Annotated in this window: 15 protein-coding genes, 1 tRNA gene and 2 pseudogenes; 14 read left to right on the top strand and 4 right to left on the bottom strand. The window is 67.9% G+C overall.

Features of this window, described 5'->3' with window-relative positions; all coding sequences use genetic code 11:
- The first annotated feature begins 735 nt into the window (after positions 1-735).
- The 10 genes and pseudogenes from H9L22_RS10250 to H9L22_RS10205 all read left to right on the top strand — a co-directional run bounded on the left by H9L22_RS10250 (position 736) and on the right by H9L22_RS10205 (position 5,924).
- Positions 736-921: a hypothetical protein gene (locus H9L22_RS10250; protein ID WP_187719830.1), complete on the top strand. Its 186-nt coding sequence runs from the start codon at positions 736-738 to the stop codon at positions 919-921.
- Entirely contained in the window at positions 899-1,351 is a 453-nt protein-coding gene (locus H9L22_RS10245; protein WP_187719829.1) for a hypothetical protein, read from the top strand. The genes H9L22_RS10250 and H9L22_RS10245 overlap by 23 nt, the downstream gene beginning before the upstream one ends.
- Before the next feature lie 112 nt (positions 1,352-1,463).
- Entirely contained in the window at positions 1,464-2,027 is a 564-nt protein-coding gene (locus tag H9L22_RS10240) for a hypothetical protein (protein ID WP_187719828.1), read from the top strand.
- A 485-nt stretch (positions 2,028-2,512) separates the two neighbouring features.
- Positions 2,513-2,728, top strand: coding sequence for a hypothetical protein (locus H9L22_RS20445; protein ID WP_406707782.1), 216 nt, complete (start codon positions 2,513-2,515; stop codon positions 2,726-2,728).
- A complete protein-coding gene (locus H9L22_RS10230) occupies positions 2,725-2,988 on the top strand; it encodes a hypothetical protein (protein WP_187719826.1) in 264 nt (87 codons plus the stop codon). The genes H9L22_RS20445 and H9L22_RS10230 overlap by 4 nt, the downstream gene beginning before the upstream one ends.
- Positions 2,989-3,331: 343 nt before the next feature.
- On the top strand, positions 3,332-3,784 hold the full coding sequence (locus H9L22_RS10225; protein WP_187719825.1) for a hypothetical protein: 453 nt from the start codon (positions 3,332-3,334) through the stop codon (positions 3,782-3,784).
- A 91-nt stretch (positions 3,785-3,875) separates the two neighbouring features.
- A complete protein-coding gene (locus tag H9L22_RS10220; RefSeq protein ID WP_187719824.1) occupies positions 3,876-4,043 on the top strand; it encodes a hypothetical protein in 168 nt (55 codons plus the stop codon).
- A complete protein-coding gene (locus tag H9L22_RS10215) occupies positions 4,021-4,473 on the top strand; it encodes a hypothetical protein (protein WP_187719823.1) in 453 nt (150 codons plus the stop codon). Before H9L22_RS10220 ends, H9L22_RS10215 begins: the two co-directional genes overlap by 23 nt.
- A 70-nt stretch (positions 4,474-4,543) precedes the next feature.
- Positions 4,544-5,445 (top strand): annotated as a pseudogene (locus H9L22_RS10210) (4-(cytidine 5'-diphospho)-2-C-methyl-D-erythritol kinase).
- On the top strand, positions 5,442-5,924 hold the full coding sequence (locus tag H9L22_RS10205) for a MarR family winged helix-turn-helix transcriptional regulator (RefSeq protein ID WP_226965794.1): 483 nt from the start codon (positions 5,442-5,444) through the stop codon (positions 5,922-5,924). The pseudogene H9L22_RS10210 and the gene H9L22_RS10205 overlap by 4 nt, the downstream one beginning before the upstream one ends.
- A gap of 9 nt (positions 5,925-5,933) precedes the next feature.
- On the opposite strand, the gene H9L22_RS10200 is transcribed toward H9L22_RS10205, so the two are convergent.
- Together H9L22_RS10200 and H9L22_RS10195 are read right to left on the bottom strand one after the other, a co-directional pair.
- Complete coding sequence (locus H9L22_RS10200; protein WP_406707832.1) at positions 5,934-6,596, bottom strand: TetR/AcrR family transcriptional regulator; 663 nt, start codon at positions 6,594-6,596, stop codon at positions 5,934-5,936.
- 85 nt (positions 6,597-6,681) lie between these two features.
- Entirely contained in the window at positions 6,682-7,242 is a 561-nt protein-coding gene (locus H9L22_RS10195) for a DNA-3-methyladenine glycosylase I (RefSeq protein WP_187719821.1), read from the bottom strand.
- 159 nt (positions 7,243-7,401) lie between these two features.
- On the opposite strand from H9L22_RS10195, the gene H9L22_RS10190 reads away from it, so the two are divergent.
- A tRNA-Gln gene (locus H9L22_RS10190) sits at positions 7,402-7,480 on the top strand.
- 3 nt (positions 7,481-7,483) lie between these two features.
- Here the strand turns inward: H9L22_RS10190 and H9L22_RS10185 are convergent.
- Positions 7,484-7,702, bottom strand: a complete 219-nt coding sequence (locus H9L22_RS10185; RefSeq protein ID WP_187719820.1) for a hypothetical protein — start codon at positions 7,700-7,702, stop codon at positions 7,484-7,486.
- 262 nt (positions 7,703-7,964) lie between these two features.
- Here H9L22_RS10185 and H9L22_RS10180 point away from each other — a divergent pair, with 262 nt between their 5' ends.
- The 3 genes and pseudogenes from H9L22_RS10180 (at position 7,965) to H9L22_RS10170 (ending at position 11,632) form a co-directional block, all read left to right on the top strand.
- Positions 7,965-9,050: a hypothetical protein gene (locus tag H9L22_RS10180; RefSeq protein WP_187719819.1), complete on the top strand. Its 1,086-nt coding sequence runs from the start codon at positions 7,965-7,967 to the stop codon at positions 9,048-9,050.
- 127 nt (positions 9,051-9,177) lie between these two features.
- Positions 9,178-10,653 carry a bifunctional UDP-N-acetylglucosamine diphosphorylase/glucosamine-1-phosphate N-acetyltransferase GlmU gene (gene glmU, locus H9L22_RS10175; RefSeq protein ID WP_226965792.1) on the top strand — a complete coding sequence of 492 codons (1,476 nt, stop codon included), beginning with the start codon at positions 9,178-9,180 and terminating at the stop codon, positions 10,651-10,653.
- A gap of 38 nt (positions 10,654-10,691) precedes the next feature.
- Positions 10,692-11,632: pseudogene (locus H9L22_RS10170) on the top strand (ribose-phosphate diphosphokinase).
- Positions 11,633-11,711: 79 nt separating this feature from the next.
- Here the strand turns inward: H9L22_RS10170 and H9L22_RS10165 are convergent.
- Complete coding sequence (locus H9L22_RS10165; RefSeq protein WP_187719818.1) at positions 11,712-12,914, bottom strand: Nramp family divalent metal transporter; 1,203 nt, start codon at positions 12,912-12,914, stop codon at positions 11,712-11,714.
- Positions 12,915-12,944 lie beyond the last annotated feature (30 nt).

Below are 12,944 nucleotides of genomic sequence, written 5' to 3'. Positions count from 1 at the left end.
GGAACGTGTGGCTGTGGGCTGCCGCCGATTCGGATCGACAGTGGGGCCCTGTGTCCGCGTCGCAGTCTGAAGGCGGTGTGTCCGTGAGTTTGACGGCGCGGGTGACGTCGATGACGTGGGATATGGGTAACGGAGACTCAGTCTCGTGTGGCAAGGGAACCGCCTGGACGTTGGCTGCTACGGGTGGGAAGAACGTGGCGTCGCCGACGTGTGGGTATGTCTATGAGGCTGACGGTCGGTACACGGTGCGGGGGTCGTCGACGTGGGAGGTGGCCTGGTCCGGTGGTGGCCAGTCGGGGACGATCCCGTTGACGTTGAGTCGTGAGGCCGAGGTGATCGTCGGTGAGCTCCAGACCGTCAGCGTCAATCGCTGAGCAGCGCTGGTGCTGGCCGGCGAACGGACCGACCACCAGGCCGCTACTTGAAGTAGCGCCCGCGTCGAGTAGCCGCACCTGTGTAACGCGCCGGTGACCATTCGAGCCTCACAGCTCGCCTGGACGTTCGTGTGGCTCCGGCTGACCTCGAGGTGCGGCTCGAGGCAGTTCAAGGAAGCCCTGACGAGCGGCGAGATCGGCAAGGTAGTGAGCCTGGGATAGGCGGAGGTATTGAGCTGGGACGGCGATTGACCTTTGTCCACAGTTCACACGAGTGCCCTTCAGGTTGCGCCTCCTGGTTGGCAGGATCACCCCATTCCAGGGGGAACGGAGTGGGCATGCGTGCAGTGACGGTGGTCTCGTGTTTGGCGATGCTCGTGGCCTGTTCTCCTGCGGAGGGGCCGCCCGGGGCGCCGAGTGTGTCTCCGGCGGCGTCGGTGTCGTCGCCGGCCCCTCCGCCTTCGCCAGCTCCATCGCCGAGTCCCAGCCCGTCGCCTCCGCCGAGCCCGTCACCTTCTCCGACGGTGGTGGAGTCGTATCCGACTGATCTGCCGACGGGGGATCCGGAGTCGGCTGCGATCATCGCGGGCTGGCAGGAGTACCAGCGCGTCTTGGAGAAGTTCGCTGCGGATCCCCTGGGGTTCTCGGACTTCTCCGAGACGCAGTATGTGACGACAGGAGAGGCGGCCAACGTGATCCTCGACGAGATGCAGATGCTTCGGAATGAGCGTCTGCGGTCAGAAGGCGGGCTCGTGTTCCGGGACGTGACGCTCACCATCATTGGCACCGGGGAGTCCGGGGCTCGTGAAGCGACCTTGGACTACTGCCTTGACGTGAACGCCCTTCGGGTCTTCTACGTCGATACGGGCGAGCAACTGCCTCGCTCAGGTACCTACACGGAAACCACGACGATGGAGCAGGGGGCGGATGCGAAATGGAGAGTCTCGCGTATCCGGAACAGCGAAGCGTCTTGCTGACGGTCAGGGCCGGTCTGTGCAGGTGCTCGGCCGTGGGGCCGCATGCCTGCTCCTCGTTGCCGCGTGCGCGCCGGGCGACGGACCGGCTGAGGCGCCGATTCCATCCCCCAACGTGACCAAGCCGGCGTCGCCGGGGCCGACGGCGTCAACCGGCCTGACTCCGTCGCCTAGTCCGACCACAGCCGCACCCTCCCCGCTCGCACTGGCGACTGCCGTCGAGTCGTTTCCCGACGACCCGTCGGGGGATTCTGCAGCCCAGGCAGAGGTGCGCGCTGGGTGGCAGGAGTTCGAGCGCGTCATTGACAAGTTCGTCCGAGACCCGGACCTGAAGGATCTCACCGAGACCCAGTACGTCACGACAGGACAGGAGGCGGACGACGTCGTCACGGGCATCTGGGGTCTCCGGGACAGCAACTTGAGGCGTGAGGGAGACCTGATCCTGCGTGATGCTGTGATCTCTGAACCTGCGATCAACGGCGACGGCGTCATGATGTCAGAGGTTCGGTACTGCTTCGACCCAAAGTTCATGCGCACCGTTGACATCGACACCTGCGAGCAGGGCGGGGTGGAAGCGATCAGGCCTGAAGACACCATGAAGGTCACGGTGCTCATGAAGCTGCTTCCAGATGGGTCATGGCGGGCCGCGCTGACAGAGACGGAGCTCGCGCCCTGCTAGAAGGTTGTTGCGCCGGCCCAGGTCATCGTGACGTTCGGTGTGCGCTGGCAGCTCGGGCCGGGGTTCGGTGCCGCGGCCGCGGCGAGAAGTACCACGACTACTGCGGATGCAGCGTCGAGGAGTCCCTCGGCGACTCTCCGCCGACTTCGCGGGAGCGCGAGTACATCGACCTGTACGAACGGGCTGCCGAGGCACGCGACGCCGGGGGCCTGCCCAGGACCGGTGAGAACATCACTGCGAAGATGCGCGGACTGGGCCAAGGCGTCGTCAGCGACTCCCGTGCGCCCGAGACGCAGACCGGCGGCGCAGGCAATGGGAAGAAACCACCGGGCCGGTTCGACCTGGCCGAAATGGACTTCCCCGAAGAGTACCCCCCACTTCCCGACGGGTGGCGAGTGCCGTTCGCGCCCCGCGACCGGCCTCGCCCATCAGATGAGGATCGGGCAAGGGTTTTGGCGAAGCATCGCCGCGGAGCAAATGCTCCCATGAAGACGATGTTCCCCGAGGGTTGGTCAGACGACGACATCATGACAGCCATCGACATGGCGGGCGCTGATCCTGCGGTAGTCAGCCGCAGCGGCGACAAGCTGACCTTCGATCGCGAAGTCGGCGGAGAGCTTGTCCGGGTGCACATTCGCCTCGACCAGGATCCGCCGATCTTCTGGACCGCATATCCACCCAACGGTAAACTCGCTCCATGATGACGATCGCGGAGCTAGCCGAGCGCATGGTTGCTCGCGCCCTGCCCCACATGGAGGATGGTGCCGCAAGGATCCTCCGGGACGACCTCGACGCTGGGGAGTTTGAGGTCGCAGCCATCACTGCGCTGGAAGGCGCCCCGCTCGCGATGGACTTCAGCGATGTACGGAACCTCGGGCTGCTCGCTGCGTCCTTCGAGACGCCTGATCGCGAAATCGCACTTCGCGCGATAGCCAGACACAAGGCGCGCAGCGCGGCTTAGGTCGCACATCCAGACCCGCAAGGATGATCCTTGCGGGTCTTCTCATGCCCCGCGACGGGGCCGCCCCGCGGGAGCCGCAGTTGACCTTTGTCCACAATCTGCCAGGGGAGTCATTTCTTTGGACGTCCCGGTTGGCAGGATCGCTCCATTCCCGGGGAACGGAGTGGTCATGCGTGTGGTGGCGGTGGTTTCCTGTGTGGTGTTACTCATGGCCTGTGCGCCTCCGGAGGGGGCGTCTGGGCCGTCGACTCCGACGGCGGTGTCGTCGTCGCTCAGCCCGTCGCTGACGCCCTCGCCCTCGCCGTCGCCGTCACCGAGTCCCAGCCCGTCGCCATCTCCGGCGGTGGTGGAGTCGTATCCGGCTGATCTGCCGACGGGGGATCCGGAGTCGGCTGCGATCGTCGCGGGCTGGCAGGAGTACTTCCGGGTCTATGAGAAGTACGCGGCGGACCCGCTGGGGTACAGCGACTTCAGTGAACTGATGTACGTGACAACGGGTGATGAGGCGAACGAGGTTCTTGATGGGATCGCTCACCTGCGTGAAGAGGATCTGCGTGTTGAGGGCGGTCTGCAGATTCGCGATGTGTCGGTGAGCACACCCGTTCCCGATGATCTTGGGATCCGTACTGCGACTGTGAAGTTCTGCTCTGACTCGTCGAGAGTGCGGCTGTTCAGGATCTCGACCGGTGAACGGGTCCTGGTTGAGCGAACACTCCTTGAGGCGTTCACGATGGAGGAAGGGGCTGATGGGAAATGGCGTGTGGCGAAGGTCCGAAATCAGGCGGCCTCGTGCTGATACGGGTGCGCATCCCTGACTCTGTTGAGCGCTGTGAACTCTTTTCGCGGTGGGCGACGGGTGTGGGCACAAGCGCGGTGGCGGTGGTCTCGTGTCTGGTGTTGCTCGTGGGGTGTTCGCCTGCGGAGGAGCCGTCTGGGTCGCCGAGCCCGATGGCGGTGACGCCGTCGCCATCGCCGACTCCGACCCCGTCGTCGATTCCCAGTGTGTCGCCGAGCCCGTCGCCGTCTCCGACGGTGGTGGAGTCGTATCCGGCTGATCTGCCGACGGGGGATCCGGAGTCGGCTGCGATCATCGCCGGCTGGCGGGAGTACTTCCGGGTTATGGAGAAGTTCACGACGGATCCGTTCGGCTACACCGATTTCTCGGAGACGCAGTACGTATTGACTGTCGATGCCGCGAACATGATCATTGAGCAGATCGAGAGGATGCGACTGGCTCGGCTGCGGTCGGATGGTGGCTTCATCTTCCGCAATGTCGATCTCACCGAAGTGTCCGAGGGTTCAGACGGGGCAAGAACGGCGACGGTCACCTACTGCATTGATGCTGCTCAGCTCCGCGTCTTCAACCTCGACACAGGGGAGCGTCTTCCACGTGCAGGGACCCTCCAAGAGACGGCACAGATGGAACAGGGGAGGGATGGGAAATGGCGTCTGTCTGGGCTGAGCAACGTCGAAGCATCCTGCTGACTCCGCCGCGAGGCCGAGGTCATCGTGGGCGAACTGCAGGCCGTCACCGTGAACAGGTAAGTTCAGCACCGTGACGAAGACGGTGCGAGTACGGGTCCCTGCCAAGGTCAACCTCGCGCTCAAGGTCGGAGGGACCGACCCCGACGGCTTCCACGAGCTGGGCACCGTCTTCCAGGCCGTGAGTCTCGGTGACGAGGTCACCGCCGAGGCGGCGCCCGCTGGCAGCTTCCGGCTCTCCTTCCAGGGTGAAGGCGCCGGCTTCCTTCCCGTCGACGACACGAACCTGGCGATCCGCGCGGCGAAGCTCCTGGCGGCCCACTACCAGCGGCCCGATCTCGGAGTCACCCTCGCCATCCGCAAGCGCATCCCGGTCGCAGGCGGCATGGCCGGCGGCTCCGCAGATGCCGCGGCGGTGCTCGTGGCCTGTAACGCCCTGTGGGAGTTGGGGGCCACCCGTGACGACCTCCACCCGCTCGCAGCGCAGCTCGGCTCCGACGTCCCCTTCATGCTGCTGGGAGGCACGGCCGTCGGCACCGGTCGTGGCATCGACCTCAACCCGGTGATGACCAGCGGCACCTACCACTGGACCTTCGCCCTCTCCCACACAGGCCTCTCCACGCCCGCGGTGTTCCGGGAGTTCGATCGCATCTCCAAACCGCGGCCGACGACGATCCCCCGGACCTGCTGACGGCGCTGCGGACCGGCGACAATGCCGCCGTCGGTGCCGCGCTCACCAACGACCTGGAGGAGGCCGCCATCTCGCTGCAGCCGGGCCTCGAGCACACGCTACGGCTCGGGCTCCAGGGCGGCGCCCTCGGCGCCATCGTCAGCGGCTCCGGACCCACCTGCGCGTTCCTGGCCGGCTCAGACGCCCACAGCCTCGAGCTGTCCGAGTCCCTCGCCCTGTTCTCCGGGGTGCGCGCCGTCCGGCGCGCCTACGGGCCCGTCACCGGGGCGCAGGTGCTGCCGTGAGCGACGAGGTCGACGCCCTCATCGAGGCCTGGCGCGCCCAGCGTGGTGACCTCGAGCTTGAACCGATGCACATCTGGTCGCGCATCGACCGGCTCGGACGCCTGCTCGCCGACCGCCGCAAAGCCGCCTTCCAGTCCCACGGCATCGAGGGCTGGGAGTTCGACGTTCTCGCAGCGCTCCGCCGGGCCGGCGAGCCCCACACCCTCACCCCCGGCCAACTGCTGAAGGAGACGTTCGTCACCTCCGGCACCATGACCAACCGGGTCGACAGGCTCGCAGCCCGCGGCCTCGTCACCCGCACCACGGACCCGAAGGACCGCCGCGCAGTACTCGTGGCCATCACGCCCGCGGGGCTGGCCCTGGTCGATGCAGCGCTGGAGTCGCTCGTCACGGTCGAACGGGAACTGCTTGCGGGGCTTGGCGACGACGACACCGCCCGACTCGCCGACGACCTGCGCCGCCTGCTGCAACAGGACTGACGGCCTGCTTCAGGCGTGGCCGGGAGTTCCCTCGGCCCGCGATTCGGTGCGCTTGTCGATCGCGGAGATCACCAGCTTTGGGTCCGGCTTCAGATGCGCCAGCCCGTTCCAGGCGAGGTTGATCAGGTGCTGCGCGACCACCTCACGGGACGGCTCGCCGGCATCCAGCCAGTACTGTCCGGTCTGGGCCACCAGCCCCACCATCGCCCGGGCATAGAGCCCGGCGAACTGCGGGTCGTGTCCCGACTTGTGGAACTGGGCGACCAGTAGCTCTTCGGCCTGGACGGCGATGTCCGACAGGATCGACGCGAACGACCCACTCGGCTGCCCGGGGGTCGGCTCGGTCGCGGGATCGCGCGACAGGATCCGGAACCCGTCCGGACGCTTCTCGATGTACTCCAGGAGCGCCATCGCTCCGCGCTCCAGCAGCTCCCGCGCCCCGCCGCCCGGGGTGTCGAGGGCATCGCGGATCGCCGTGTGCAGGGTCTTCGTCTCACGGTCGACGACGACGGCGTACGCGCCTTCCTTACCACCGAAGTGTTCGTAGACCACTGGTTTCGAGACGCCGGCCCTCGCCGCGATCTCCTCGACGGAGGTGCCCTCGAAGCCACGCTCCGCGAAGAGTTCGCAGGCGATCTCGATCAGCTGCTCTCGGCGCTCGACGGCCGACATCCTGGTACGGGAGCGGCGGGCCCTGGTGGCGGGCTGACGTGTGGACACGGCCCCCATTCTGGCATGGCCCGCGCGGGGGTGTCTGTCAGCGTTGAGCGAGCCAGCAGCCGACGACGTGATCGTCGACGGCGCCCACCGCCTGCATCGTCGCGTAGGCCGTCGTCGGACCCACGAACCGGAAGCCCAGCTTCTTCAGGCTCCGGCTCAGCTCTGCGGATTCGGGGGTCTGGACGGCGACCTCGTCACGCTCCGGTGCCCGGCCACGCGGGGGAGGGGTGTGGGCGGCGATCACCTCGGCGAGCCGCTCGCCCCGCTCGTGCATCGCCAGCATCGCCTTCGCGTTGCTGATCGTGGCCTCGATCTTCAGCCGGTTCCGGACAATGCCCGGGTCGCCAAGAAGGCGCTCGATGTCGGACTCGTCGAACGCGGCGACCGCTGCCGGGGCGAAGTCGTGGAACACCTCCCGGAACCGTGGCCGCTTCCGCAGCACCGTGATCCAGCTCAGCCCGGACTGGAAACCCTCGAGCGCGATCCGCTCGAACAGCTCCCGTTCGTCGGGCGAATCGGGGGCTGGGTGGCCCCACTCCTCGTCGTGGTACGCCTCGTAGAGGGGATCACCCGTGCCGAAGCACCGTTGCCTGGTCATGCGTCGCCTCCTGTTGTGGGGCTCCCACTCTCGCAGCCCGCTCCGACACTGACCAGAGCCGGATCTGAACCTGTGGACAACCGTCGGGCAACCCAGGCGACCGCTGTGGCCCGCTCTGCCGAAGTGGCCTAGACTCTGGGTGCGGCCCGCGAGGGCCGGTCCCCGGTTGGTCTTTCGGTAGGGCCCGCCTGACTTTGAATCAGGATTAGCGAAGCAGGTTCGACTCCTGCCCGGGGAGCCGTCAGTACGGAGGATCGCCGAAGCGCTCCTGGAGCAGCTCCTGCATTCCCCGGTTGTAGCCCCGGAGGTAGGCCCACCGGAGGCAACCCTCCGTGAAGTCCTTGACCGGCCGATCCCACTCGGGGCGCCGGGCCCGGTTGGCGAGCGCGTCGGCGCGGCCGGCTTCGCGGGCCTCGTCAGCTTCCTCCTTGCTGGGGAAGACGTACTCGGGCCGAGGCATCGAGGCCTCCTCTCCTTGTCGTGTGTTCAGTGTGGCTGTTCGCACCGACAGTTCCGGGGGAGACGCCCGTCGGCCTGGATGAGGATCGGATGAGCCTGCAGGTCCGTACCCTGGCACGCGTGACGCAGCCGCCAGGATCACCGGACTTCCAGCCGCCCAGCCCCCGCCCGGCTCGGGGCAGCCCCCGCTGAGCGGCTGGGACTCGCCGCCGCCCGCTGCGCCGCAGCCCCCGGCGCCCGCCCCGGGGTCATCCCGCCGCGACGTGATCCTCTACGCCGTCGCCGGCGTCCTCGCCGTCACACTCATCGTCGTCGGCATCCTGTGGGCGAGGAGCGGCTCCGGTGGGGCCACGCCGCCGGTCACCCAGACCACTCCTGCGGGCCCGGGAACGCCGGCCATAACGCCAGCCGCTCCGCGCAGCCAGACGCCCCCGCCGTCAGCCGATGTCACAACGTCCGGCTCACCGACCGCGACCGAGCCCACCTGGTACGAGGCGTACGAGCGACCGGGGTACCAGACGATGGTCGAACATGTGGAGACGGTGATCGGTCGCTACGAGGCGGCCCGCGACGCCGGCACGCTCAACGATCTGGTCAACCCCGGCGTCACAGTGGACGACGACTACGCGACTGCCTTCCTGTTCAAGCTGACCGACATCAGCCTCGCCCTGAGGTGGGGCTCTGTCACGGGTGGCACAGACCCCCACGATGTCGACAACAACATCAACGCGGTCGTCGTCCAGGTCGATCAGTTGGAGCAGAAGTTCCTCGCCGGGGAGGACCTCGGCTTCACCGTGCGCATCGTGCGCGCCGACGGCACCGTCTTCGAAAGCGACGGCACGGCCCCCACACCCGCCAGTGACGACCCCGAGGCGTGGGCGCGACGATACGTCGCGCAGCCCGACGCGTCCGGCGACTACCGCGCTGCGGGCGAAGAGGTCGCCGCCGCCTTCGGGATGACCGTCAGCTACGGGTTCGCGGCCGCGGAAGGGTACTGCACCAAGAGCCCGGACCAGGACACCTGGGCGGCCATGTACTGCCCGGCCACGCCGTCGGTGATCTACATCAACGCGGAACACACACGGATATACCCCGACTACTACTCACAGCCGCGCTACGTCGACACCATCCGCCACGAGATCTCCCACGGCCGCATCCATGCGCTGTGCGGCACCATCAGCCCCTCCATCGCAGGCGGACGCAAGGAGGCGGCGACCAACTCGTACGCCGTCCTGCTCCTCGGCGCCGACTTCGAGCGGCTGCAGATGGACGACCCTGACAACGCCTATTACATGACGGAGGCGTCGCACGACGCGGCGGAGGCGATCGCCGCCGGCACCTGCGGCTGACGCGCAGGCTGCTCCATCGCCCGCGACGCCGTATGATGCGTTGCGAACCCCGTAGGCGCCTGGCACACCCGAAGGGCACGGCTCGGCGCGCTGCGCGGTACGCACGTTTGGCCACGAAGGAGAAACCTTGCCAACCGACAGCGAGCTCGCGCCCGTCGCAGCCGTCGTGGTTCTCGCCGCAGGCGGCGGAACCCGGATGAAGTCCACCAAGTCCAAACTTCTGCACGAGGTCGCAGGCAAGTCGATGCTGAGCTTCGCCGTGTCCTCGGCGGCCGCGCTGAACCCCGACCACCTCGTCGTGGTCGTCGGGCACCTCCGTGAGCAGGTCGAGGCCCACCTCGACAAGCTCAGCGAGACGGTCGTCACCGCCGTCCAGGAGGAGCAGCTCGGCACCGGGCACGCCGTCTCCTGTGGCCTGGAGGGGCTCGAGCACCTGACCGGTGACGTCGTCGTCACCTACGCCGACGTCCCGATGCTCACCGGCGACACGCTGCGCCAGCTCGTCGCCGTCCACCGCGCCAACCAGCACGCGGCGACGGTGTTGACGGCACGCGTCGCCGACCCCGCGGGCTACGGCCGTGTCCTGCGCGACGGTGACGCCGTCGTCGGCATCGTCGAGCACCGCGACGCCACCGAGGAGCAGCGCCGCATCGACGAGATCAACTCGGGCATCTACGTCTTCGACGCCGCCATCCTCCGCGCCGGCCTCGCGTCGCTCAACACCGACAACGCGCAGGGCGAGCTGTACCTCACCGAGGTGCTGCACTTCGCCGCCGCGCAGAACGAGAAGGTCGGAGCGCACCTGATCGACGATGTGTGGCAGGTCGAGGGCGTCAACGACCGGGTCCAGCTGGCCCGCATGAACGCCGAGATGAACCGCCGCATCCGCGACGCGTGGATGCTCAAGGGTGTCACCATGGTCGACCCGGCCAGCACCTTCATCGACGTCGACGTCGACCTCTCCCCGGATGTCACCCTCATGCCGGGCGTCATCCTCCAGGGCGCGACGAGCATCGCCAGCGGCGCCGTCATCGGTCCCGACACGTCGCTGATGGACGTCGAGGTCGGCGTCGGCGCCGAGGTCGTCCGCACCCACGGCTCCTTCGCGGTGATCGGCGACGGCGCCACCGTCGGCCCGTTCTCCTACCTGCGCCCCGGCACCATCCTCGGCGCCAAGGGCAAGATCGGCGCGTTCGTCGAGTCGAAGAACGCCACCATCGGTGACGGCGCCAAGGTGCCGCACCTGTCCTACGTCGGTGACGCGATCATCGACGAGAACGTCAACATCGGTGCGGGCACGATCTTCGCCAACTACGACGGCACCTACAAGTCCACGACGCACGTCGGCGAAGGTGCCTTCGTCGGGTCGAACACGGTTCTCGTGGCCCCCATCGACGTGGGCGCGGGAGCCCTCGTCGCCGCCGGCTCAGCCATCACAGAAGACGTTCCCGCGGGCGCCCTCGGCGTCGCGCGGGGCCGCCAGCGCAACATCGACGGCTACGTCGCCGAGAAGCGCCCCGCCTCCAAGCAGGCCGTCGCCGCAGCAGCGAGCGACGGTGCAGTCCACCCAGCCGTCATCGAGTCCCGAGAGAAGAAGGCCTAGTGTCCATGTCCCAGATCGCCAAGAACGACAAACACCTAATGTTGTTCAGCGGCCGTGCGTACCCGGAGCTCGCCAGTGAGGTGGCGACGCTGATGGGCACGGACCTCGTGCCGACGCGGGCGCTGACCTACGCGAACTCCGAGATCTACGTCCGCTTTGAGGAGTCGGTGCGCGGCTGCGACGCGTTCGTCATCCAGTCTCACACGGCCCCGGTCAACGAGTGGATCATGGAGCAGTTGATCATGGTCGACGCGCTGAAGCGGGCCTCCGCCAAGCGCATCACCGTCGTCGCCCCCTTCTACCCGTACGCCCGGCAGGACAAGAAACACCTCGGTCGTGAGCCCATCTCGGCGCGCCTCGTCGCCGACCTGTACAAGGCAGCCGGCGCCGACCGCATCATGTCGGTCGACCTGCACGCCTCGCAGATCCAGGGCTTCTTCGACGGCCCCGTCGACCACCTGTGGGGCCTGCCGGTGCTCTCCGACTACGTCAAGGAGCGCTACGGCACCGAGGAGATGGCCGTCGTGTCCCCGGACGCCGGCCGCGTGCGGCTGGCAGACATGTGGACCGACAAGCTCGGCTGCCCGCTGGCCATCATCCACAAGCGTCGCGATCCCAACCTGGCCAACACCGTCGCCGTCCACGAGGTCGTCGGTGATGTCGCGGGCAAGACGTGCCTGCTTGTCGACGACATGGTCGACACCGCGGGGACCATCGTCCAGGCGGCCGCCGCGCTCCGCGAACGGGGCGCCAAGAAGGTCATCTGCGCCGCTACCCACCCGGTGTTCTCCGGCCCGCCGCCGAGCGCCTGAACAACTGCGGCATGGAGGAGATCATCGTCACCAACACCCTGCCGATCAACACCCCTGAGCCGATCAAGAACCTGACGGTCCTGTCGATCGCGCCGCTGATCGCCAAGGCCATCAACGCCGTCTTCCTCGACGGCTCGGTCACGTCCCTCTTCGGAGGCCAGGCCTGACCACCGCACGACCTTGAGGGGGCGGCCGCCATCTGGTGGCCGCCCCTTCTGCGTCCGGAGCGTGTCGCGGCGCCCGCCGTCACGCCGTGACGATCACCGCCACGTTCAAGGCGATGACGGCGGCGACGACGATCCATGCGAGGGTGCGCACCACCGGCCCAGAGCGATGCGCGCCCATCACCGTCGCGTTGCTCGTCAGCAGCACCAGCGGGATCAGTGCGAAGGCGATGCCGAAGCTCAACACCAGCTGGGACTGGACCAGCGCCTGTGTCGGATGCAGTCCCGCCACCAGGACGGCGACCGAGGGCACCAGCGTGATGAGGCGCCGTGTCGTCGGCGTGATGCGCGGCGAGATCAGGTCCTTGACCATGCCGGCGCCGGCGTCGGTGCCGACGATCGCCGACCCGAGTCCCGACACGAGCAGCCCCACCGCGAACACCGTCGCCGGGACGGAACCCACCAGCGCCGCGATCTCCGCGTGTGCGCCCTCGATGGAGTCGATGGTTGAGCCCCGCAGCCCGGAGGCAGCGAACAGCAGCATGGAGAGGTTGACGGCGGCGGCGATCGTCAGCGCGACTGCCACGTCGATGCGCTGCACCTGCAGCAGCCGACCCACGGTCTCCCCGGAGCCCTCGTGCCGCTGATTGGCCAGCGCCGAGTGCAGGTAGATGGCGTGCGGCATGACGGTTGCGCCCAGCATCGCCGCGGCAAGCTGCACCGAGCCTGCGTCGCTGAAGCGCGGCAGCATGCCGCCCAGGACCCCGGCCGGGTCCGGCGGCAGCCAGACCAGCGTCGCCAGGAAGCCGACGGCTATCGTGGCCAGCACCGCGGCCATCAGGATCTCGAAGAAGTGCTCGCCGCGCGACCGCATCCAGTGCAGCGCCAGGATGGCGACGGCCCCGACGATGATCGCGCCCAGCCACAGTGGGAGCCCGAACAGCAGGTAGAGCGCGATGGCCCCGCCCACCACCTCCGCAAGGTCGGTGGCGATGGCGACGACGACCGCCTGCGCCCCGTAGGCGGTCCGCCACAGGCGCCAGTGGCTCCTGGCGTTGAGCCGGTCGCGGACCAGCGCGCTGAGCGACTGTCCGGTGACCACGCCCAGCTTCGCCGACAGGTACTGCACCAGCATCGCCATCAGGCACGCCAGGACGAGCGCCCACACCAGCAGATAGCCGTAGTTGGCGCCGGCGCTCAGGTTCGCCGCGACGTTGCCGGGATCCACGTAGGCGAGTGCGGTGACGAAGGCGGGCCCGAGCAGGGTGACGGTTCGGCGCTGCATGGTGATCGATCCTAGGGGGTGTCCCGTACG

Origin of the sequence: Tessaracoccus defluvii, assembly GCF_014489575.1 — a bacterium.
In the GTDB taxonomy this organism is placed as follows: domain Bacteria; phylum Actinomycetota; class Actinomycetes; order Propionibacteriales; family Propionibacteriaceae; genus Arachnia; species Arachnia defluvii.
This window is presented reverse-complemented; position numbering and strand designations above follow the sequence as displayed.

Excerpts from the sequence above, each read along its gene's own strand:
- H9L22_RS10230 (WP_187719826.1), top strand. The coding sequence starts at position 2,725 with ATGATGACGATCGCGGAGCTAGCCGAGCGCATGGTTGCTCGCGCCCTG.
- H9L22_RS20445 (WP_406707782.1), top strand. The coding sequence starts at position 2,513 with ATGAAGACGATGTTCCCCGAGGGTTGGTCAGACGACGACATCATGACA.
- H9L22_RS10200 (WP_406707832.1), bottom strand. The coding sequence starts at position 6,596 with ATGTCGGCCGTCGAGCGCCGAGAGCAGCTGATCGAGATCGCCTGCGAA.
- H9L22_RS10165 (WP_187719818.1), bottom strand. The coding sequence starts at position 12,914 with ATGCAGCGCCGAACCGTCACCCTGCTCGGGCCCGCCTTCGTCACCGCA.
- H9L22_RS10185 (WP_187719820.1), bottom strand. The coding sequence starts at position 7,702 with ATGCCTCGGCCCGAGTACGTCTTCCCCAGCAAGGAGGAAGCTGACGAG.
- H9L22_RS10195 (WP_187719821.1), bottom strand. The coding sequence starts at position 7,242 with ATGACCAGGCAACGGTGCTTCGGCACGGGTGATCCCCTCTACGAGGCG.